This window comes from Xanthomonas sp. WHRI 10207 (genome assembly GCF_040202975.1).
Taxonomy (GTDB): Bacteria; Pseudomonadota; Gammaproteobacteria; order Xanthomonadales; family Xanthomonadaceae; genus Xanthomonas.
Genome location: NZ_JBEGDX010000003.1, coordinates 594214 through 614176, shown reverse-complemented (window position 1 = coordinate 614176; position 19963 = coordinate 594214). Strand labels below are relative to the sequence as shown.

The window sequence follows — 19963 nt, the reverse complement described above, 5'->3', positions numbered from 1 at the left end:
ATCGTGAGAGCGGTGCCGCGTTGCTGACCTGCGGTGTGCGCAATTTTTTGCTGCGCGATTACGCCCAGCCGTAGCGGATCAGATGGAAGAACACCGGTGCGGCAAAGCACACCGAGTCCAGCCGATCCAGCACGCCGCCGTGGCCTTCGATCATGTGGCCCCAGTCCTTGATGCCGCGATCGCGCTTGATCGCCGACATCACCAGACCGCCGAAGAACCCCATCAGATTGGCCACCAGCGCCAGCGCGAACGCGTGCCACGGCGCGAACGGGGTGATCCACCACAGCGCCATGCCGAGCAGGCTGGCCGACAGCACGCCGCCGATGAAGCCTTCCACCGTTTTGGACGGCGACAATTTCGGCGCGATCAGATGGCGGCCGGCCAACTTGCCCCAGACGTACTGCAACACGTCCGACGACTGCACCACGATCACCAGGAACGCGATCAACAACAGATTGCGCCCGGCATACCCGGGGATTTCCAGATTCAGCAATGCGGGCACGTGCGAGATGCAGAACACGCTGATCATCAAGCCCCACTGCACCTTGGCAGTACGTTCCAGATAGCGCGTGGTATCGCCGCCGATGGTGGCCAGGATCGGCAACACCAAGAACGCGTAGACCGGAATCAGCAGCGTGTACATGCCGTACCAGCCGGTCCACACCAACCCGTATTGCCACGGCAGCACGATATAGAACGCGGCCAACAACGCGTAGTAATCGCCGCGCCGCGTCGGTGTGAGGGTGATGAACTCGCGCAACGCGAACAACGACACCAGTGCGAACAAGCCGATGACACCGGCGCGCCCAAACACGAACGCGATGCCGACCACTGCCGCCATCACCCACCACGCACGGATCCGCGCCACCAGGTTGTCCAGCACCGCGCTCGGGCGTTCGCGCGCACGCCAACGCAGCGTTTCGGAAATCAGCGTGGCGATGATCAGCACCAGTGCGATACCGCTGAATAACCACAGCGTCTGCTGATGCATCGAGGACTGCTGCAATTGCCCGCTGAAAGCATAAGGATTCATGCGCGCGCCTCCAGCTGGTCCGGCGACAACGCCAGCAACGCCTCGCGTGCGCGGGCGAGAAACGCGTCCTTGTCTTCATCGGCATCCAACCGCAACGGTGCGCCAAACGTGGTGGTGCACAACAGCGGCAACGGAAGCCATTTGCCCTTGGGCATCACGCGTTTGAGGTTGTCGATCCACACCGGCACGAACTCCAGTTCCGGGCGTTGCCGCGCCAGGTGATACAGCCCGCTCTTGAACGGCAGCACGCCTTCGTCCGGGTTGCGCGTGCCTTCGGGAAACAGGATCAGCGAATCGCCCGCATCCACCGCGTCGCACAGGCATTCGATCGGGTCGCGGGTGCGTTGCGCCGGGTTGCGTTCGACCAGCACGCCATTGAACACCGCATGGATCAGATAGCGCCGCAACGCGGTGCGTTGCCAGTAATCGGCCGCGGCCACCGGGCGCACTTCGTGACGCAGGCTGGCCGGCAACGAAGACCAGATCAGCACGAAATCGCCATGGCTGGCGTGGTTGCCGTAATACACGCGGCGCTCGTTGGACGGCGCGCAGCCGCGCCACAAGGCGCGCGCGCCGGTCAAGGTACGGATGGCGCCGCTGCAGGCACGCGCAATCAAACGGGCAATCATGTCCACTCCAATGTGCGCACGATCATGCGCAGCCGCAGCACCACTGTCAGCACCGCACCGGCGATCAACACCGCCAGCGCGCCGATCAACACACAGACCGCGATGCGCGGCTGGCCCATCCACTGCCACGGCATCGCCAGCACGGTCATCAGCGACAACCAGTGCATGCGCTGCACGCGCGCCATCGGCCCCTGCCGTGGCTCGGCGGTGCCACAGGCCAGGCCGAGCATGCGTACGTAGGCGGTGGCCACACAGCACAATGCCGCCGCCCAGCCCAGTTGCGCGGCCCACGGCACGCTGGCTTGCAAACCGTAGCCCAGCCCGACGCAGACCAGTACATCCGACAGCCGGTCCGGCGCATCGTTGTAGACCTCGCCGGCGCGCGACACCAGCCGCGCCTGTCGCGCCAGCACGCCATCCAGGCGGTTGCACCACAGCCGCCCCTGCAGGCCGAGCAAGGCCAGCAGCAGGGGGGCGGCGCCTTCGCGCGCCGGTGCACTCAAGGCGATGTAGAACATCACGCCGGCCAGCGCGGCGAAGGCGATGCTGGCCCACGACACGCCATTGGGCGTTGCGCCGCGTCCACGCAAGGCGCGTGCCCAGCGCTGGCGTCGTTGCAACAGGGTCTGCTTGCGTTGCATCAGTCGCCTCCTCCACCGCAACCACCACATCCACCGCCACCGTCTCCACCGCTATCGCCGCCACCACTGTCGCCGCCACCGCCGCAACTGCTGCCGCTGCTGTCGGTGTTGCTGGTCGTTGGCGCGCGCAGCGTGTGGTAGCTCACCCAGGGCGTACCCACCAAGGCGACGGTGCCGTACAACGCCACCGCTTCGCCGGGGTCGTTGCCAGTGCGCGCCGCATCGGGCCGGACTTCCGATCTGCGCTCGTGCAGGCGCGCGTCGCCGGCCCCGCTGCGGCGCACCGGCACCAGCAAAAATCCCAGCAGCAGCATGCTGACCAGCACCATCAACGCCAGCAGATAGCCCACCGGATACCCACCCTGCAGCCCGATCACCAGCTTGCACGCGCCCAGGGTCCACAGTGCGGCTACCGGCACGGCGCTTATCCCGCGCACCAGCAGCGCCATACGCCGATCCAGCAACAGCCCCTTGTCGATCAGCCGCTGCTGCACCGGTGCGGCCAGCGTGCGCAGCGTCTGCCATGCCAGCACCGGATCTTCTCCATCGCGCACGCACTGCAGTGCCGGTTGCAGCGCCGCCGGCACTGCAACGGTGGGATCGCAATGCACCCACTTGCGCGCCTGCGCATCTTCATCGCGCTGCAGATGCACCGCATCGCAGACCAGCAAGCGGGCAAACAGCAGATCGGCCACACGCCCGGCGCCACCGCTCAGGCAGGCCAGTTCCATCGTATCGACCGCGTGCACCGGCGAGGCGCGTCCGATACTGCGCAACTGGCGGCGCAACCACGCCGAAGCCGACCAGGCCAGGCCGATGCCCACCACAAACACCGCCAGAAAACTGCTGCCGCGCCAGTGCAGCGGCGAGGCGGCCTCCCCGTTGCCGGCAACCACGCCAATCACCAGCGTCGCCACCGCCCAGACCAGCAGCGTGCCGAGGCCGGCACCGCGCCGCGCGCGCATCGGCTCGCCGCGCAGGGCGCGCAAGCTGGCTTCGGCATCGTGGTGCTGCGCCGGCGTGGCTGCAGGCTGCGGCTGTGGCGCAGGCCAGACCTGCGTCGGCGGCGCGCCGAAGTGCGTGCTGTAGCGCTCCAGGGTCTGCCGATACTGCGTCTGGAAACGCGCAGCGTCGTCGCTGTCGCCACGTCCGGGCTGATGATGCAGCGTGGTCTGCAACACCTGCGGGCAGAACTGCTGCCAGTACTCGCGGGTATCGGTGAGATGGGTGTGCCAGACCTGATCGACCAAGGGGCTGGGCGTGACATCGTGGGTGTCGCTGCAGGCCAGAAAACAGAACCGTCGGTACTCGTCCACCGCCAGCTGCGCCTGCGCCACGCTGCAGTGGGCCTGCTTGGCAACACGCCGCACGAACGCCGGCAACGCATCGGCATCGCTGCCGAAACGATACGCCTGCAAGCGCTGCCACAGCGCCAACTGCGCCGCGGTGGCCTGCATCGGTTCGGGCTGACCGGAGGCGTGCGCGTTGCTCATGCGAACACCCGCAGTGCCAGTGCTGCGACCATCCACAGCAACTGCGCTGCCACGCTCACCAGTTGCCAGCGCAGCAAGCGGCGCATGCCGCTCCAGCGTGCCGACCAATCGCGGGTGGGTGGCAGCGTCGCGCGCAGGCCGATGGCATGCAGGGCCGTATCGAGTTGTTGCGCAGCCTGTGTCTCGTCGTTGCCGCGCGCGATCTGTGCGATCACGGCTTCCAGCAGGTCGACATCCAGGCCGACGCGGAATGCCCAATAGCGTTGCACCAGCCCCGCCGCTGCGCTGAGCGCAAAGCTCAGTTGTATCGATGGCGGCGCTTCGGCAACGCCCAGCAAGGCAATCGCGGCGGCCAGCAGCAGCAACGAGAACCGGTCCAGTGCCGCGCCCTGGCGCAACACCGCGCGCATGGCTGCCAAGGTCATCAGAGAGGTGTTCATTGGAGGCTCCGCACGGCCGCGCCGTCGTTCTCTAGCTGACCCGTGCACGCCGCCACGATGGCAGCGCGATGCTGTGCGCCCAGCACGATCGAAGCGCGCGCGGTACGCAGTTGCGCGATGGCCGCGTCCACATCGTTACTGCGGCCACTGCGCACCAACCAGGTCGCAACGCTGGCGGCGCTGCGCGAGTAACCCAGTGCGCAGCACACCAGCACCGGGCCATGCACGCGCGCGGATTCGATCGCGTCGGCGGCGGCGCGTAGCTGCGCGGGCGTGGGCGCCACCAGATCCAGCATCGGCAGCGTGCGGTCGTGCGCACGCGCTGCGTACAAGGACAACTCCGCACTCACGTCCACCACTACGGCGAACGCAGCGCGCTGGCCGGGCAGCGGAATGCGGCCCAGCCACACGCCATCGCAGACCACGCGCGGCAGCGGGTCGCGGCGGGTCCATAGCCGCGAGTTGCACCAGGCTGCCAGCAGATACGGTGCATACAACCAGCGCGCGGCCAGGCTCAAGCCACCATCGGCGCGTTTCTGGAAGCCGAGCGCACCAAGCAGTGCATAGTTCAGCGCGACCAGGCCCAGCGACAGACTCACCCACAGCATCCACAACCCGACGCCGCCGATGTACAACGCCGCCACGGCGCTGGCGACTGCACCGACCAGGTACAACGCGGCCAAACGCCAACGCCGCGGATCGCGCGCCAGGTGCGCCTGCGCAAACGGTGCGGCAATCCGCTCCGGCCACAGCCACACGCACAGCCAACCCGCTGCAAGGCCGGTGGGGATATCCAGAAAATGGTGTTGATACGTGGTCAGCACCGACACGCCGATCAAGCCGAACCAACCGTGCAACAGCCAGCGCCACACACCGGACAGATGCTGCGCGTAACGCACCCACAGCACCACCAGCAACACGATGTGCAGCGACGGCGCCTGATTGAACGGCTTGTCGAAGCCCAGCAGCACGGCGAACAACCAGCCGAACACACCGTCCGTATCCGGGCGCACGAAGCTGTACCGCAACGGCCACAGCACAAAACAGGCCACGCACAGCACTTGCGCGCTGAGCAGACGCAACGCATGCGTATCCAGTTCGCGGCGGGTCCGGCAGACGAAGAACGAGGCGGCGTAGAACAGATCGATCGTCCAATACGGCACGATGGTCCACGGCCAGAACGGCATGCCGTGTTCCCAGCCGAACACCACCGACGGCACCTGCACCGCACGCCCGGCCAGCGTATTGGCCAGGCCATAACTGAGGAAGAAAAACGGCCCCAGGAGCGCCAACCACAGCGCGGCACGACCACTCGGGCGCGCGCCGTGCGTCATGCGTCGATCCGCTGCGCCATCGACACGGTGAAGATGCCGAATGCATCGATCCGCTGCGCCACCTTGCGGAAGCCTGCCGCCTCCACCAGCGCATCCATCTCCTGCTGGCTGCGTCGGCGCATCACCCAGGCCACGCCATCGCGGTGACTGGTGAGCGCGCGCGCGATGAATTCCAGCTGCGGATGCCACGGCTGCCCGGTGTAGAGCAGATAGCCGCCCGGCTGCACCGCGGCGGCCAGGCCGGCCAGCGAGCGCGCCACCTGGTCGTTGTCGGCAAACAGTTCGTACAACCCCGACACCACCGCCAGGGTGGGCGCCGGCTGCACTGCGGCCAAGGCGGCCGGGTCGAACGCATCGCCTTGTTCGAAGCGGGCAATGTCGCCGGCGCCGAGCGTGCCAATCAGCGCACCGCCCTGGGTGACGTTAAGCGCGCTGAAATCGCGCAGCACGATGGCATCGGCACGTTGCGTACCGCTGCCCAGCGCTTCCAGCACATAACGGCCGTGGCCCGCGGCCACATCGAGCACGCGCACCGGCAGGCCGGCCTGGCGCAAGCGGCCTGCCGCATCGCGCAGCAGTTCGCCCAGATGCGCGCCACGGATGCGGATGCCACGCCAGCCGATCGCATCGAGATAATTGCGGTCGATCATGCGCCCCAGCGGGCCACGTCCACGCGCTTGGTTACGGTAGATGTAATCCAGCGTGCTACCGGAATCGAAGCCGGTCTGCAGGCCCAGCGCAATGCCCTCGGACAACGTGCCGCCCAGGCGCAACCCGGCACGCACGCCGCGCCAGCGCAGGTCCTGCAGGCTGTTGCGTTGCGGCGGCCAGGCCAGCCGTTCGGCTTCTTCGAAGCTGGGGCCGGCGCGATGCGCATCGCGCAAGTCCGCACGCACTGGCGGCTGTGCGAAACGCGCTTCGATAAATGCGCGAATGGGCGCGATGGCCAGTGCGCGGTCGCGCTCGCCCAGGGTGTCGTGGAAGAAACCGGGCAGCCAATGCCGCTGCTTGATCGGCGAGCGCAGGTTCTCGTAAAACCGATCCTGCGGGCCGCGGTGCACCACAAAGTCCGAGCCGGACACTAGCAGTTGCGTCGGCACGGTGATCGCCTGCGCATCGGCCACCACGCGGTCGGCCGCCGCATACAGACCCAGCAGCACGCGCACCGAGATCGGACGGGTGATCAGCGGGTCGGTGCGATAGCTTTCCACACGTTGCGCATCGTGGGTGAGCCACTGCGGCTTGACGTAGCTGTTGACGAAGAAGTTGCCGCGCAGCGCATGCATCAGCGCCAGCCCGGCACGTGCGAACGGCACGTACAACTTGACCTTGAACGCCGGCGAGGCCAGCACCAGCGCGCGCAGCGGCGGGGCGTAATCGTGCACCCAGGTAGCCGCGACCACCGCGCCCACGCTCTGCGCAATCACCGCGATGTCCTGCACCGCGATGCCGTGCGTGGCGCCCAGATGCGCGATGAAGCTGTCCAGGTCGCGCACCAGCGCATCGAAACCCGGTGCATCGCCGCGTACGCCCGGCGAGCGGCCATTGCCGCGCGCGTCCCAGGCAAAGAACTGCGCATCGGGCAGATTCAATTCTTCGGCCAGATGCATCACCCGGCCGGAGTGCTCATGCCCGCGATGCAGCAGCACCACCGCCTTGGGTGCAGCACCTGCCAGCTGCGCCGGCCAGTGCCGATAAAACAGCTGCGCACCATCGAAACTGGCGAATTCGCGCTCTACGACATCACGCATCGGATCATCCTGAAATCAGTGAGAAAGAGTTGAGAGCCGTGAAGCGCCAATGAGACGCGGCAGCGCACGGCGCGTCGCGATGTCGATCAGCGCGCCGCTGCCTCGGCCAGCCCGGCGCGCACCCGCCGCCACACCGTGGCACTGCAGGCAAGACTCAAGGCAATGGCGACCCAGGTGACGCCGCGCGCGCCCAGCAGCCCGCAGGCAAGGCCGACCCCCACCACGCCGATCACGAAGGCGCGGTCGCTCTTGCCCATCGGCCCGTCGTAACGGCGACTGGCACCGACCATCAGCCCGAGCACGCCGGTGTATTCGGTCAGCGCCGCCAGCAGCGCAAAGATCCACAGCCAGTGCGCGCCCACGCCGGGCACGCCGAGCAGACTCAAGTACAGCGCCGCATCGGCCACCACATCGCACAGCTCGTTGAGGTAGGCGCCCAGGCGCGACTGCTGGCCGAACTCGCGCGCCAACATGCCATCCACCGCATTGAGCGTCATGCGCAGCAGCATCCACACCGGCAGCAACAGATACAGCAGCGGCCAGCTGGCGCCGGCGCGGTAGACCACCGCGGCCACCATCACCGACACCGCTGCGGCGATGAGCGTCACCTGGTTGGCGGTGATGCCGCCGCGGTACAGCGCGCCGACCATGGGCCGCAGCAGGTCCTGGAAGCGTCCTTTCAGAGCATAGATCGAGGCCATACCAGTGGTTGAGTCCATTCGAGCGCTGGCGCAGCCTACAATATCGGCTGCCCCGCAACGACTGTTCCCTCACTCATGGCCTCCGATTTCCTGCCCGTGCGCCGGGCCCTGCTCTCCGTTTCCGACAAGACCGGCCTGATCGACCTGGCCCGCGCGCTGGTGGCGCGCAAGGTCGAGCTGCTGTCCACCGGCGGCACCGCCAAGGCGATCCGCGACGCCGGCCTGCCGGTCAAGGACGTCGCCGATCTCACCGGTTTCCCGGAAATGATGGACGGCCGCGTCAAGACCCTGCACCCGCTGGTGCACGGCGGCCTGCTCGGCCGCGCCGGCATCGACGAAGCGGTGATGGCCGAACACGGCATCGCGCCGATCGATCTGCTGGTGCTCAACCTGTATCCGTTCGAGTCGGTCACCGCCAAGGCCGATTGCACGCTGGCCGACGCGGTGGAAAACATCGACATCGGCGGACCGGCGATGCTGCGCAGCGCAGCCAAGAATTTCGCCCGCGTGGCGGTGGCCACCGACCCGGCGCAGTACGCCGACCTGCTCGCCGAGCTGGAAGCCAACGACGGCCAGCTGTCGGCCGCCAAGCGCTTTGCGCTGTCGGTGGCTGCGTTCAACCGTGTTGCGCAATACGACGCGGCGATCAGCAACTATCTCTCGGCAGTGGCCGACAGTGCGGAAAACATCCCCACGCGCAGCCCGTTCCCGGCGCAGATCAATTCCAACTTCATCAAGGTCATGGACCTGCGCTACGGCGAAAACCCGCACCAATCCGGCGCGTTCTACCGCGACCTGTATCCGGTGCCGGGCACCTTGGCCACCTTCCAGCAGTTGCAGGGCAAGGAGCTGAGCTACAACAACCTGGCCGATGCCGATGCGGCGTGGGAATGCGTGCGTCAGTTCGATGCGCCGGCCTGCGTGATCGTCAAGCACGCCAACCCCTGCGGCGTAGCCGTGGGCGTGGCCTGCGGCGATGCCTATGAGCTGGCCTACGCTACCGACCCAACCAGCGCATTCGGCGGCATCCTGGCCTTCAACAAGACCCTGGATGCAGCGACCGCCAAGGCCATTTTGGATCGCCAGTTCGTCGAGGTGCTGATCGCCCCCGACTACGAGGTCGGCGCGCTCGAATACGCCACCAAAAAGGCCAATGTGCGCGTGCTCAAGATTCCGCACGGCGCCGGCCTCAACAACTACGACACCAAGCGAATTGGCTCTGGCCTGCTGATGCAGTCGGCCGATAACCGCGGCATGTCGCTGGGCGAATTGAGCGTGGTCACCCAGCGCGCGCCCAGCGATGCGGAGCTGGGCGATCTGCTGTTCGCCTGGCGCGTGGCCAAGTACGTCAAATCCAACGCGATTGTCTACGCCAAGGACAGCCGCACCATTGGTGTGGGCGCCGGACAGATGAGCCGCGTGGTCAGCGCCAAGATCGCCGCGCTCAAGGCCGAAGAAGCCAAGCTGGAAGTGGCCGGCTCGGTGATGGCATCGGATGCGTTCTTCCCGTTCCGCGACGGCATCGACGCCGCCGCTGCTGCCGGCATCAAGGCGGTGATCCAGCCGGGCGGTTCGATGCGCGATGGCGAAGTGATCGCCGCCGCCGACGAACACGGCATCGCGATGGTGTTCACCGGCGTACGCCATTTCCGTCACTGAGCCGAACGACAAGGACAGGTCCATGTGCCGATTGCGCTCCCTCGCCGCCGTGCTGGCTGCTGCCGGCTTGCTCGGTGGATGCAAGCAGGATCCCGTGCCTGCAGCGGCGCCCGCCGCCGCCGCAGCGCCCACCCCTGCTGCGGCCGCCACCACGCAACTGAGCCGCACCGAGCGCCTGGACGGTTTTTTGCGCACGCGCTATGGCGCCAAGGCCGGTCTGGCCGCGCAATGGAGCGGCGAGGCCGATGGCTTCAAGGCCGACAGCCAGGTCTGCGCCGAGCAGCCGGTGGTGGTCGGCGAGCAGGTGCAGCAGCTGCTGGCGGTGTGCCACAGCCTCAGCGATGGCGGCCATGGCAATCCCGGGCTGATCGACTTTTTCGTGCTTCGCAGCGACGGCGACAGCTTCAAGGTGGTGGCCGAAAAACTGTCCGACACCTTCGGCAGCGATGGCAATCCCGGCAGCGTGGACGTGCTGCGGCTGGGCAGCGATTTTTACGGTTTCATCGTGCACAGCTTCTGGATGGGTCAGGGCCTGATGCTGGAATCGCAGGATCTGGTGGTGCCCGGCCCCAAGGGACTGGTCGGCGCCGGCTCGCTGCGCGCGCATATCGACAACAGCGGAGGGCTGGACTGCGACGACCAGGCCCGCGAGCCGGATCAAACCCAGGCGCAATGCATGGCCGAAGCGTTCGATGTGGACTTCACCCTGGACGTGGACAGCAGCAACGCACAGGCACGCATCTGGCCGCTGCGCATCCACGAACACGGCAGCGATTGCGGGCAGACGCTGGACACCACGCATGTGTTCGCACTCGACCCCAAGACCTGGACCTACCCCTTCCCCAACGCTCTGCAGCGCGAAGGCTGCAAGTAGCGCGCCCTTTCCCCCGTCCTAGCGAGCAGCTCTCTTGAAAATCCTTGTCATCGGCTCCGGCGGCCGCGAACACGCCCTGGCCTGGAAGATCGCGCAATCCGCGCGCGTGAGCGAGGTGCTCGTGGCGCCAGGCAATGCCGGCACCGCCACCGAGGCCAAGTGCCGCAATGTCGCGATCAAGGTCGACGACCTCGATGGCCTGCTCACACTGGCACAGCGCGAAGCCGTCGCGCTCACCGTGGTCGGCCCGGAAGTGCCGTTGGTACTCGGCGTGGTCGACCGCTTCCACGCCGCTGGCTTGCGCATCTTCGGGCCCACCGCCAAGGCCGCGCAGCTGGAAGGCAGCAAGGCCTTCGCCAAGGATTTCCTGGCCCGTCATGGCATCCCCACCGCGTATTACGCCGTGCATACCGAGGTGGACGCCGCACTCGCCTACGTGCGCGAGAAAGGCGCGCCCATCGTGGTCAAGGCCGATGGCCTGGCCGCCGGCAAGGGCGTGATCGTGGCGATGACGCTGAGCGAGGCCGAAGACGCGGTGCGCGACATGCTCTCGGGCAATGCGTTCGGCGATGCCGGCGCGCGCGTGGTGATCGAAGAATTCCTCGATGGCGAAGAGGCCAGCTTCATCTCCATGGTCGATGGCACCCACGCCTTGCCGATGGCTACCAGCCAGGACCACAAGCGCGTCGGCGATGGCGACACCGGCCCCAACACCGGCGGCATGGGCGCGTACTCGCCGGCCCCGGTGGTGACGCCCGAGGTACATGCGCGGGTGATGCGCGAAGTGGTCGAGCCGACCGTGCAGGGCATGATCGCCGACGGCGTGCCGTTTACCGGATTCCTGTATGCCGGGCTGATGATCGATGCGCACGGCGCGCCCAAGGTGATCGAATTCAACGTGCGCTTCGGCGACCCGGAAACCCAACCGGTGATGCTGCGGCTGCAGTCGGATCTGGTGGAGCTGCTCGAAGCGGCCATCGATGGCGAACTCGACACCGCGCAGGCGCAGTGGGATCCGCGCCCCTCGCTGGGCGTGGTGATCGCCGCCAAGCCCTATCCGGAAACCCCGGTCACCGGCGAGGTCATCACCGGCCTGGACCAGGTACCGGCCAGCGCCAAGGTCTTCCATGCCGGCACCGCATTGAATGCCGCAGGCGAGGTGATCAGCGCCGGTGGCCGCGTGCTGTGCGTTGCCGCATTAGGCGACAGCGTGCAGGACGCACAGCGCACCGCCTACGCCGGCCTGCAGCCGATCCACTGGCCCAACGCCTTCCAACGCAGCGATATCGGCTGGCGTGCGATCGCCCGCGAGCGCGAAGCGCAGGGCTAAGCCGCGTCCTTCCCCCGCCGGCGGGGGAAGGTGCCCGAAGGGCGGATGGGGGCAAGCACGGACATCCGCTGGTTGTCGGCCGAACAGAGCACAGCTCGCTGGTGGTCGCCGACAAGGCGGTGTTCAAGCTCGCAACCACAGGTTGCAAGGTCGCCAAGCGCGGTAGACGGCCGTGCAGCGGGGGCGGCGGCGCAATCGCGCACTCCGCTCCAGTCCGCACACATGCTGGCTACTGACAAAGAACTAGCCGCTCTCCACACCGGTGGCGCGTGCCTGCGGCAATAATGCCCGGGCACGCTTGCCCATCAGAGACCGTGGCCACCACTTCCTTCGAATCCCGCCTCAGCCGCCTGTGGGCCCATGAAAAGGCCAGTTACGGCCTACGTGTGTTCATCGCGCTGGCGGTGGCCATGGGCGTGTGCTGGCACTGGCAGCAACTCACCGCAGTCCCGGCGCTATTTCTGGGCACCATCGCCAGCGCCATCGCCGAAACCGACGACAACTGGTTGGGCCGCATCAAATCGGTGCTGCTGTCGTTGCTGTGCTTTGCCGCAGCGGCGGCGGCAGTGACGCTGCTGTTCCCGTACCCGCTGGCGTTCGTGATCGGCATGGCGGTGGCCACCTTCTCGCTGACCCTGCTGGGCGCACTGGGCGAGCGCTACGCCTCCATCGCGCAGGCCACGGTGGCGTTGTCGATCTACGCCATGATCGGCATGGACCAGCACGGCAGCCACGATCCGCTGGTGGCCTGGCATGGCGCGGCGTTGCTGTTGATCGGCGCCACCTGGTACGGCGTGCTGTCGATCCTGTGGACCATCCTGTTCGCCAATCGCCCGGTGCGCGAGCGGCTGTCGCGGTTGTTCTTCGAGCTGGGCCTTTATCTCAAGCGCAAGGCCGACCTGTTCGAACCGGTGCGGCAAAGCGACCTGCATGCGCGCCGGCTGGCGCTGGCCGAACAGAACGCCAAGGTCGTCGGCGCACTCAATGCCGCCAAGACCGCGATCATCAGCCGCTTCGGGCGCTCGGGACGGCCGGGCGTGCAATCGGGCCTGTATTTCCGGCTCTATTACATGGCGCAGGAATTCCACGAACGCGCCAGTTCGTCGCACTATCCGTACGAAGCGCTGACCGATGCGTTCTTCCACAGCGATGTGCTGTACCGCTGCCAGCGCCTGCTCGCACTGCAGGGCAAGACCTGCACCGCGTTGGGCGAGGCGATCCGGCTGCGGCAGCCGTTCGACTATGGCGACAACAGCCGTCTGGCCACCGAAGACCTGCGCCAGTCGCTGGATTATCTGCATGCGCGCGCCGACCCCGCACTGGCGCGCCTGCTCGGCGCGCTGGAACTGCTGGTCACCAATCTGCAGACCATCGAACGCAAGCTCTCTGAAGCGGCGCAATCCGATTCCACCAGCGACAACCTCGACACCCGCCTGCGCGATTCCTCGCCGCACACCTTGCGCGAAATGGCCGCGCGGCTCGGTCAGCAACTCACGCCCGGCTCGGTGCTGTTCCGGCATGGCCTGCGCATGGCCATCGCGCTGGTCGCGGGCTACGCGGTGATGCAATCCATCCATGCCGATAACGGCTACTGGATCCTGCTCACCACCGCGTTTGTGTGCCGGCCCAACTATGGCGCGACACGCCTGCGGCTGGTGCAGCGTATCGCCGGGACCTTGATCGGCCTGGTCGCCACCTGGGCGCTGATGCAGCTGTTCCCCGGTACCGAAGTACAGCTGCTGCTGGCCCTGGTCGCGGCGCTGGTGTTCTTCATTGCGCGCACCGATCGCTACATGCTGGCCACCGCCGGCATCACGGTCATGGCGCTGTTCTGTTTCAACCTGCTCGGCGATGGCTTCGTGTTGATCTGGCCGCGGCTGATCGACACCGTGATCGGCTGCGCCATCGCCGCGGCTGCCTCGTTCCTGATCCTGCCGGACTGGCAGGGCCGTCGCCTCAACCAGGTGATGGCCACGGTACTGGCCAGCTGCGCGCGCTATCTCACCCAGGTGCTGGAGCAATACGCGAGCGGCATGCGCGACGATCTTCCCTATCGCATCGCACGCCGCGACATGCACAACGCCGATGCGGCGTTGTCGGTGGCGCTGTCCAACATGCTGCGTGAGCCGGGCCGCTTCCGACGCAATCTGGATGCGGGTTTCCGCTTCCTCGCACTGTCCAATACCTTGCTGGGCTACCTGTCGGCGCTAGGCGCGCACCGCGCCGCGCTCGATGGCGAACACGACCCCACCATCGCCCGGGCCGGCGACTATCTGCAGCGTGCGCTCGGCGACATCGCTACCGCATTGAGCCAACGCCACCCACTGCCGGCGCACGACGAAACCGAAGAACTGGCCATGGCCGATGCGCTGGAACAGCACGCCGTGCAGTTGCCGCCCAAGCAGCGTCTGGTACGCGACCAACTCGCACTCACCCTGCGCCTGCTGCCCAAGCTGCGCGCTGCTGCGGTGGCGGTGACCGATGCGCCGGCCGAGGGTGCCGCGCGTCTGGTGGTGAGCAAACACTAGCGGCGTTTGAGGACAGTGCGGGCTGCTGCCGGTATCGACCACGCCGCTCAGCCCGGCGGCGTTGGCGCAACACCTGCGCGCAATACCGCAAAAGCCAAGCTTTTCAGATGTGCGCATCCATGAAGCGCGCAAGGACGCGTCACTACGCGTCGGCAGCGCGTGGAGCGGCTAACACACCGTAGCGAGCCGCCTTGAGGTGCCTGCGGACGGCGCACGCAGAACCGGAATGCACGGGTGGTACCTACCGCACCGAGCACCGGCGACGCCCGCCTGACGGTAAGCGCAGTCGTTGTGTTAGACGCTGCTACTTCCAGGTGTTGCGCGACACACTCCAGCCCACCCAGCCCAACGCCGCTACGGCCAGCAGCGCACCGCCGATCACCACACCGCTCCAGCCGGCCTGGGCGTACGCCGCTGTGCTCAAGGTCGACCCCAGCGCGCCGCCGATGAAGTAGCAGGTGATGTAGGAAGAGGTGATGCGGTTGCGCGCATCCGGATTGCGCTGATAGATCACGCTCTGATTGGCGATGTGCACGCCCTGTACGGCGATATCCAGCAGCAACACGCCCACGATCAGCAACGCCATCGAGTGCGGCGCAAACGCCAGCAGCCCCCACGACACCAGCAACATCAGCAGCCCACCCCAACTCACGCGGTCGCCATGGCCATGGTCGGACCAATGCCCGGAACGATTGGCCGCCAACGCACCGGCCGCACCGATCAAGCCAAACAGCCCGATCACCGCGGTGCCATAACCATAATTCGGACCGGACAACAGAAACGCCAGCGTGGTCCAGAACATGCTGAAGCCGGCAAAGATCAGCCCACCTAGCACCGCGCGCGCGCGCAGCACCGCATCGTCGCGCAGCAGCGTCAACACCGATCCCACCAGCTGCGGATACGACAACTGCGCATTGCCCGGATGCCGCGGCAGCCCGCGCCATAGCAGCGCGGCGGTGATCAGCAGCAGGCCGGCGGCAATCCAGTACACCGTGTGCCAGCCGCCCACGCTGGCCAGCAGCCCGGCAGCGGTGCGCGCCAGCAGGATGCCCAGCAGCAAGCCGCTCATCACCGTGCCGATCACCCGGCCCCGCTCGTGCGGTGCCGCCAGCGTGGCGGCGAACGGCACCAGGATCTGCGCCGCCACCGAACTGGCGCCGGTGACAATGGTGCCGACCAGCAACATCGCAAAGCTGTGCGAGCTGGCACTGATCAGCAGGCCCAGTGCGCTGAGCACGAACAGGCCAACGATCAGGCTGCGCCGCTCCAGCCGGTCGCCCAATGGCACCAGCAACAGCAGCCCGGCTGCATACGCCAGCTGCGCTGCGGTCACCACCGCCCCGGCGCTGCGCACCTGGATGCCGAAGGTCTGCGCCAGCGTTTCCAGCAGCGGCTGGGCGTAGTAATTACTCGCCACTGCCAGCCCGGTAGCGGCGGCCATCAACAGCACCAGGCGGCGCGGCAATGGCGGATGGGCAGCGGGGTCGACGGTCATGGCAGAGGCCTGTGGAAGGAATGGACGCAGTGTGGGCAGCGGCGATGCATCTTTCCAATGTATTGTTTTCACCGTCACCATCGCGTTTCGAGATCGCATGCTCACCCTGCGCCAGCTGGAATTTGCCGTGGCCGTGGCCGACGAAGGCGGCTTCACCGCGGCCGCACGCCGCTGCAACACGGTGCAATCGGCGCTCAGCCATCAGGTGGCCAAGATCGAAGAGACGCTTGGCGCGCGGCTGTTCGAGCGCGGCACCCGCCGGGTACGCCCCACCGCGGCCGGCGAAGTCTTTCTGCACAACGCACGCGAAACCCTGCGCGCGGCCGAGCGCCTGCACGAAGAAATGGCCCAGGCACTGGGCACCGTGCGCGGCCGGCTCACACTGGGGCAGATCTCCTCGCTCAGTACGGTGCAGGTGCCGCAGCTACTGCGCCAGTTCCGCATCGCACATGCGCGGGTAGACGTGCACCTGCGCACCGCCATGAGCGAGGCCTTGCTGCACGATCTGGGCGAAGGCCGGCTGGATGTGGCCTTGGTCGGCGTCGGCCCGCAGGTCGCGGTACCGGAGCAGCGCCTGCTCCTGCACGAAGAACCGCTCGCCTTGATCGTCGCCCCCAGCCATCGCTTTGCCGCGCGCAAGCGGGTGGCCCTGGCCGAGCTGGAGGACGAACCGATGGCCGGGCTGATCCCCGGTGCCGGGGTGCGCGGCATCATCGATGCGGCCTTCGAGCAGGCCGGGCTGCGGCAGCGCCAGCAATACGAGGTGACTCACGCCGACCTGATGCGCGAACTGGTTGCCGCCGACCTGGGCGTGGGCATCGTGCCGCACACCATGGCCAGCGCCATGCGCGAGGTGGTGACGGTCGCGCTCAAGGAGCGCTTCCGCTTTTTGACCTACGCGGTGTGGCGGCCCGACCCCACCCCGGCCGCACGCGCGTTCGTGGCGCTGCTGCGTGCCCAAGCGGCGCCGCATGCGCCATCGCCTGGCCGGTCGCGCTAAGCGCATAGGCCCTCCACCAGCACCGTGGAAGCCTGCTAGGCTGCGCGCGTTCGCAAAGGAAACTGCATGTCCGGTCACAGTCAGTTCGCCCTGCTCAGGCAGCGCCGCTTCTTGCCGTTCTTCGCTGTCCAGGCCCTGGGCGCGTTCAACGACAACGTCTATCGGCAAGCCATCATCGGCTTGCTGTTTTATCTCGGCATCGATGCGGCGCAGCGCACGCTCTACACCAATCTGGCGCCGGCGCTGTTCATCCTGCCGTACTTCCTGTTCTCCGCGCTGGCCGGCCAGATCGCCGAAAAAATGGAGAAGCAGAAGCTCATCGTGATCACCACCACGATGGAGATCGCCATCATGTCGCTGGCTGCGGTGGGCTTCATCACCGAGAACATGGTGATCCTGCTGATCGCGCTGTTCTGCACCGGCCTGCAATCCACGCTGTTCGGGCCGGTGAAGTATTCCATCCTGCCCTCGGTGCTCAAACCCGAGGAACTCACCGGCGGCAACGGCCTGGTCGAGATGGGCACCTCGATCTCGATCCTGTGCGGCATGATCTTCGGCGGGCTGATCTTCCAGATCGCCGGCAGCCATGGCCCGGTCGCCGCAGCCACCGCGGTGATCGCCATCGCCGTCACCGGCAACCTGGTCGCGCGGCTGGTGCCCAAGGTCGATGCCGGCGCGCCAGAGCTGAAGATCAACTGGAACCCCATCCCCGAATCGCGCGCCATCATGCGCCTGACCCGGCGCACGCCGGCCGTGCGCAACTCGGTGCTGGGCGTGTCGTGGTTCTGGTTCGTCGGCACCGTGCTCACCGCGCAGCTGCCCACCTACGCGCAGCTCAATCTCGGCGGCCAGCAAGACCTGTACGTGTTTGCGCTGGCGCTGTTTTCGATCGGCACCGGCGTGGGCTCGCTGCTGTGCGAACGGCTGTCCGGGCGCACCGTGGAAATCGGCCTGGTGCCGCTGGGTGCGTTCGGCATCAGCGCGTTCCTGCTGGACCTGTATTTCGCCCGCCCCGGTGCCGCGCCGGTGAGCGATCTGTCGATCGGCCAGTTCGTGCAGCAGGCCGGCAGCGTGCGCTTGATCATCGATCTGGTAGGCATCGGCCTGTTCACCGGTCTGTTCGTGGTGCCGTTGTTCGCGCTGATTCAGAGCCGCACGCCCAAGGCCGAACTTTCGCGCGTGATCGCCGGGCTCAACATCCAGAATTCGCTCTTCATCGTGGCCGCCGCCGTCATCGGCATTGCGCTGCAGCTGCCGCAGGTGGTGCTGTTCGGCCACCGCATTCCGATGCCTGGGCTGAGCATTCCGCAGGTGTTTCTGGCGCTGGCCATCGCCAATACGCTGGTGGCGCTTTGGATCTTCACCCTGGTGCCCGAGTTCCTGATGCGCTTTCTCAGCTGGGTGCTGGTGAGCGTGTTGTACCGGCTGCGCGCACGCGACATCGACACCCATGTGCCCGACAACGGCGCCGCCTTGCTGGTGTGCAACCACGTCAGCTACATGGACGCGCTGATCCTGTCGGCGGTGATTCCGCGCCCGGTGCGCTTTGTCATGTACTACAAGATCTTTCGCATCCCGGTGATGCGCTGGATCTTCCGCACCGCCAAGGCCATCCCGATCGCCGGCGCGCGCGAAGACCCCGCACTGATGCAGCAGGCGTTCGATCGCATCGACGCCGCGCTGGCCGATGGCGAGCTGGTGTGCATCTTTCCGGAAGGTGCGTTGACCAAGGACGGTGAGATTGCCGCGTTCAAATCCGGCGTCGAAAAGATCCTGGAGCGCCGCAAGGTGCCGGTGATTCCGATGGCGCTACGTGGCATGTGGTCGAGCATGTGGAGCCGCCGCGATACCCGTCTGGGCCGCATGCGCGTGCCGCGCCGGATGCGTGCGCAGATCGAAGTGGCTGCAGGCCCCGCCGTTGCCGGCGACCAGGCCAGCGCCGCGTTGCTCGAACAGCAGGTCCGCGCACTGCGCCAGGACCAACCGTGAGCCGCGCCGGCGCGGGCTTTGCGTCCTTCGCGGACCGCGAGTAGCCTGTGCGCCACTGCACGCTTTACCGCCGCGTTCGCCAAGCGGACGCGGCAGGTCGTACCGGGGGAAGTCGTCGTGCGCAACATCGTGTCTGAGGCATCTGCCGCAACCGGCAGCCGTCGCGCCTGTCGGCGACCTGCAGTTGCAGCGCTGCACCGCGGCCCTGCGAGCACGACGCACGCTGCCATCCGTCTTGCTGCGGCCGTCATCACCCTCCCCACGCACCCGATCCGTTTGTTGTCGTTTACCACCCAAGGAGCTTCACCATGAGTGCCATCCCACCGCCGATCCACCCCTCGTCCAGCGCAGCGCCCGGCCCGGTGCCCAATCACCTGATCTGGGCGATCGTCTCCACCGTGCTCGGCTTCTGCCTGTGCTGCCCGTCCCTGATCACCGGCATCGTGGCGATCGTGTTCTCCAGCAAGGTCAACGGACTGCTCAACCAGGGCGATATCGACGGCGCGCGTCGCGCCTCCAACACCGCCAAGACCTGGTGCATCGTGACCAGCGTGCTGGCCGCGATCGGCCTGCTGGTCAACATCGGCATGGTCGCCACCGGCGGCATGCAGGGGTACTCGGATTACATGCAGCAGCTGCAGCACATGCAGTAATGGAACTGCGTCCACGCCATTGGCTTGGACTGGGGGCGGCCACCAGCGTGGCCGCCTTTGGCGTATCGCTGCTCTATCGCTTTGACCCGAACGCGAGCAACAGCCCGTTCCCGCCCTGCATTTTTCGCACCGTCACCGGCTGCTACTGCCCCGGTTGCGGCATGACCCGCGCGTTGTATGCGCTGGTGCATTTCGATCTTCCTGGCGCCTTCGCCATGAATCCTGCCGCCGTGCTCGGCCTGTTCACCCTGCCCGGCCTGATCGCCTGGAAAGCCGGCTGGCGCGCCCGCTGGTTCGCACCGGTGGTGAGCGTGATGTCCGAACCGAAATTCTGGTTATGGGCACTCCCCACGTACTGGATTGCACGAAATCTGCCGTGGTACCCGTTTACGCTGCTAGCGCCGGGTTAGGAA

The 19963-nt window shown here is 66.9% G+C and carries 17 protein-coding genes and 1 other RNA gene; 8 read left to right on the top strand and 10 right to left on the bottom strand.

Annotated features, from left to right (window positions below; genetic code table 11):
* Positions 1-58 precede the first annotated feature (58 nt).
* The 8 genes from ABQU90_RS12995 to ABQU90_RS12960 form a co-directional block, all read right to left on the bottom strand.
* On the bottom strand, positions 59-1033 hold the full coding sequence (locus tag ABQU90_RS12995) for a phosphatidate cytidylyltransferase (protein ID WP_055853171.1): 975 nt from the start codon (positions 1031-1033) through the stop codon (positions 59-61).
* A complete protein-coding gene (locus tag ABQU90_RS12990) occupies positions 1030-1662 on the bottom strand; it encodes a lysophospholipid acyltransferase family protein (RefSeq protein ID WP_055853173.1) in 633 nt (210 codons plus the stop codon). The genes ABQU90_RS12995 and ABQU90_RS12990 overlap by 4 nt, the downstream gene beginning before the upstream one ends.
* Entirely contained in the window at positions 1659-2303 is a 645-nt protein-coding gene (locus ABQU90_RS12985) for a CDP-alcohol phosphatidyltransferase family protein (RefSeq protein WP_323522841.1), read from the bottom strand. The genes ABQU90_RS12990 and ABQU90_RS12985 overlap by 4 nt, the downstream gene beginning before the upstream one ends.
* On the bottom strand, positions 2303-3796 hold the full coding sequence (locus tag ABQU90_RS12980; RefSeq protein WP_323522840.1) for a TIGR04222 domain-containing membrane protein: 1494 nt from the start codon (positions 3794-3796) through the stop codon (positions 2303-2305). The genes ABQU90_RS12985 and ABQU90_RS12980 overlap by 1 nt, the downstream gene beginning before the upstream one ends.
* Positions 3793-4236 (bottom strand): hypothetical protein, encoded by a 444-nt coding sequence (locus tag ABQU90_RS12975; protein WP_323522839.1) that lies wholly within the window; start codon positions 4234-4236, stop codon positions 3793-3795. The genes ABQU90_RS12980 and ABQU90_RS12975 overlap by 4 nt, the downstream gene beginning before the upstream one ends.
* On the bottom strand, positions 4233-5570 hold the full coding sequence (locus ABQU90_RS12970) for a phosphatase PAP2/dual specificity phosphatase family protein (protein WP_323522838.1): 1338 nt from the start codon (positions 5568-5570) through the stop codon (positions 4233-4235). The genes ABQU90_RS12975 and ABQU90_RS12970 overlap by 4 nt, the downstream gene beginning before the upstream one ends.
* Positions 5567-7321 carry a bifunctional alpha/beta hydrolase/class I SAM-dependent methyltransferase gene (locus ABQU90_RS12965; RefSeq protein ID WP_323522837.1) on the bottom strand — a complete coding sequence of 585 codons (1755 nt, stop codon included), beginning with the start codon at positions 7319-7321 and terminating at the stop codon, positions 5567-5569. Before ABQU90_RS12965 ends, ABQU90_RS12970 begins: the two co-directional genes overlap by 4 nt.
* An 86-nt stretch (positions 7322-7407) precedes the next feature.
* A complete protein-coding gene (locus ABQU90_RS12960) occupies positions 7408-8022 on the bottom strand; it encodes a CDP-alcohol phosphatidyltransferase family protein (RefSeq protein WP_323522836.1) in 615 nt (204 codons plus the stop codon).
* Positions 8023-8097: 75 nt separating this feature from the next.
* Between ABQU90_RS12960 and purH the strand changes: the two genes are divergently transcribed.
* The 4 genes from purH (at position 8098) to yccS (ending at position 14413) form a co-directional block, all read left to right on the top strand.
* Complete coding sequence (purH, locus tag ABQU90_RS12955) at positions 8098-9681, top strand: bifunctional phosphoribosylaminoimidazolecarboxamide formyltransferase/IMP cyclohydrolase (protein ID WP_323522835.1); 1584 nt, start codon at positions 8098-8100, stop codon at positions 9679-9681.
* Positions 9682-9703: 22 nt separating this feature from the next.
* A complete protein-coding gene (locus ABQU90_RS12950) occupies positions 9704-10555 on the top strand; it encodes a hypothetical protein (RefSeq protein ID WP_323522834.1) in 852 nt (283 codons plus the stop codon).
* Between the two features lie 34 nt (positions 10556-10589).
* Complete coding sequence (gene purD, locus ABQU90_RS12945; RefSeq protein ID WP_323522833.1) at positions 10590-11885, top strand: phosphoribosylamine--glycine ligase; 1296 nt, start codon at positions 10590-10592, stop codon at positions 11883-11885.
* 314 nt (positions 11886-12199) lie between these two features.
* Positions 12200-14413, top strand: coding sequence for a YccS family putative transporter (yccS, locus tag ABQU90_RS12940; protein WP_323522832.1), 2214 nt, complete (start codon positions 12200-12202; stop codon positions 14411-14413).
* A gap of 166 nt (positions 14414-14579) precedes the next feature.
* On the opposite strand, the gene ABQU90_RS12935 is transcribed toward yccS, so the two are convergent.
* Positions 14580-14656: non-coding RNA, sX9 sRNA (locus tag ABQU90_RS12935), on the bottom strand.
* A 61-nt stretch (positions 14657-14717) separates the two neighbouring features.
* Entirely contained in the window at positions 14718-15908 is a 1191-nt protein-coding gene (locus ABQU90_RS12930; RefSeq protein ID WP_323522831.1) for an MFS transporter, read from the bottom strand.
* Positions 15909-16005: 97 nt separating this feature from the next.
* Between ABQU90_RS12930 and ABQU90_RS12925 the strand changes: the two genes are divergently transcribed.
* From ABQU90_RS12925 to ABQU90_RS12910, 4 genes are all read left to right on the top strand, one after another.
* The gene (locus ABQU90_RS12925) at positions 16006-16908 is read left to right on the top strand and encodes a LysR family transcriptional regulator (protein WP_323522830.1); all 903 of its coding nucleotides are present in this window, start codon (positions 16006-16008) and stop codon (positions 16906-16908) included.
* A gap of 66 nt (positions 16909-16974) precedes the next feature.
* Positions 16975-18897, top strand: coding sequence for an MFS transporter (locus ABQU90_RS12920; RefSeq protein WP_115552781.1), 1923 nt, complete (start codon positions 16975-16977; stop codon positions 18895-18897).
* Between the two features lie 308 nt (positions 18898-19205).
* Entirely contained in the window at positions 19206-19550 is a 345-nt protein-coding gene (locus ABQU90_RS12915; RefSeq protein ID WP_115512730.1) for a CD225/dispanin family protein, read from the top strand.
* Complete coding sequence (locus ABQU90_RS12910; RefSeq protein ID WP_055853205.1) at positions 19550-19960, top strand: DUF2752 domain-containing protein; 411 nt, start codon at positions 19550-19552, stop codon at positions 19958-19960. Before ABQU90_RS12915 ends, ABQU90_RS12910 begins: the two co-directional genes overlap by 1 nt.
* Positions 19961-19963 lie beyond the last annotated feature (3 nt).

Excerpts from the sequence above, each read along its gene's own strand:
- ABQU90_RS12995 (WP_055853171.1), bottom strand. The coding sequence starts at position 1,033 with ATGAATCCTTATGCTTTCAGCGGGCAATTGCAGCAGTCCTCGATGCAT.
- ABQU90_RS12985 (WP_323522841.1), bottom strand. The coding sequence starts at position 2,303 with ATGCAACGCAAGCAGACCCTGTTGCAACGACGCCAGCGCTGGGCACGC.
- ABQU90_RS12930 (WP_323522831.1), bottom strand. The coding sequence starts at position 15,908 with ATGACCGTCGACCCCGCTGCCCATCCGCCATTGCCGCGCCGCCTGGTG.
- ABQU90_RS12950 (WP_323522834.1), top strand. The coding sequence starts at position 9,704 with ATGTGCCGATTGCGCTCCCTCGCCGCCGTGCTGGCTGCTGCCGGCTTG.
- ABQU90_RS12980 (WP_323522840.1), bottom strand. The coding sequence starts at position 3,796 with ATGAGCAACGCGCACGCCTCCGGTCAGCCCGAACCGATGCAGGCCACC.
- ABQU90_RS12965 (WP_323522837.1), bottom strand. The coding sequence starts at position 7,321 with ATGCGTGATGTCGTAGAGCGCGAATTCGCCAGTTTCGATGGTGCGCAG.
- purH (WP_323522835.1), top strand. The coding sequence starts at position 8,098 with ATGGCCTCCGATTTCCTGCCCGTGCGCCGGGCCCTGCTCTCCGTTTCC.
- ABQU90_RS12910 (WP_055853205.1), top strand. The coding sequence starts at position 19,550 with ATGGAACTGCGTCCACGCCATTGGCTTGGACTGGGGGCGGCCACCAGC.
- ABQU90_RS12925 (WP_323522830.1), top strand. The coding sequence starts at position 16,006 with ATGCTCACCCTGCGCCAGCTGGAATTTGCCGTGGCCGTGGCCGACGAA.
- ABQU90_RS12960 (WP_323522836.1), bottom strand. The coding sequence starts at position 8,022 with ATGGCCTCGATCTATGCTCTGAAAGGACGCTTCCAGGACCTGCTGCGG.
- ABQU90_RS12970 (WP_323522838.1), bottom strand. The coding sequence starts at position 5,570 with ATGACGCACGGCGCGCGCCCGAGTGGTCGTGCCGCGCTGTGGTTGGCG.
- ABQU90_RS12990 (WP_055853173.1), bottom strand. The coding sequence starts at position 1,662 with ATGATTGCCCGTTTGATTGCGCGTGCCTGCAGCGGCGCCATCCGTACC.
- ABQU90_RS12920 (WP_115552781.1), top strand. The coding sequence starts at position 16,975 with ATGTCCGGTCACAGTCAGTTCGCCCTGCTCAGGCAGCGCCGCTTCTTG.
- ABQU90_RS12975 (WP_323522839.1), bottom strand. The coding sequence starts at position 4,236 with ATGAACACCTCTCTGATGACCTTGGCAGCCATGCGCGCGGTGTTGCGC.
- ABQU90_RS12915 (WP_115512730.1), top strand. The coding sequence starts at position 19,206 with ATGAGTGCCATCCCACCGCCGATCCACCCCTCGTCCAGCGCAGCGCCC.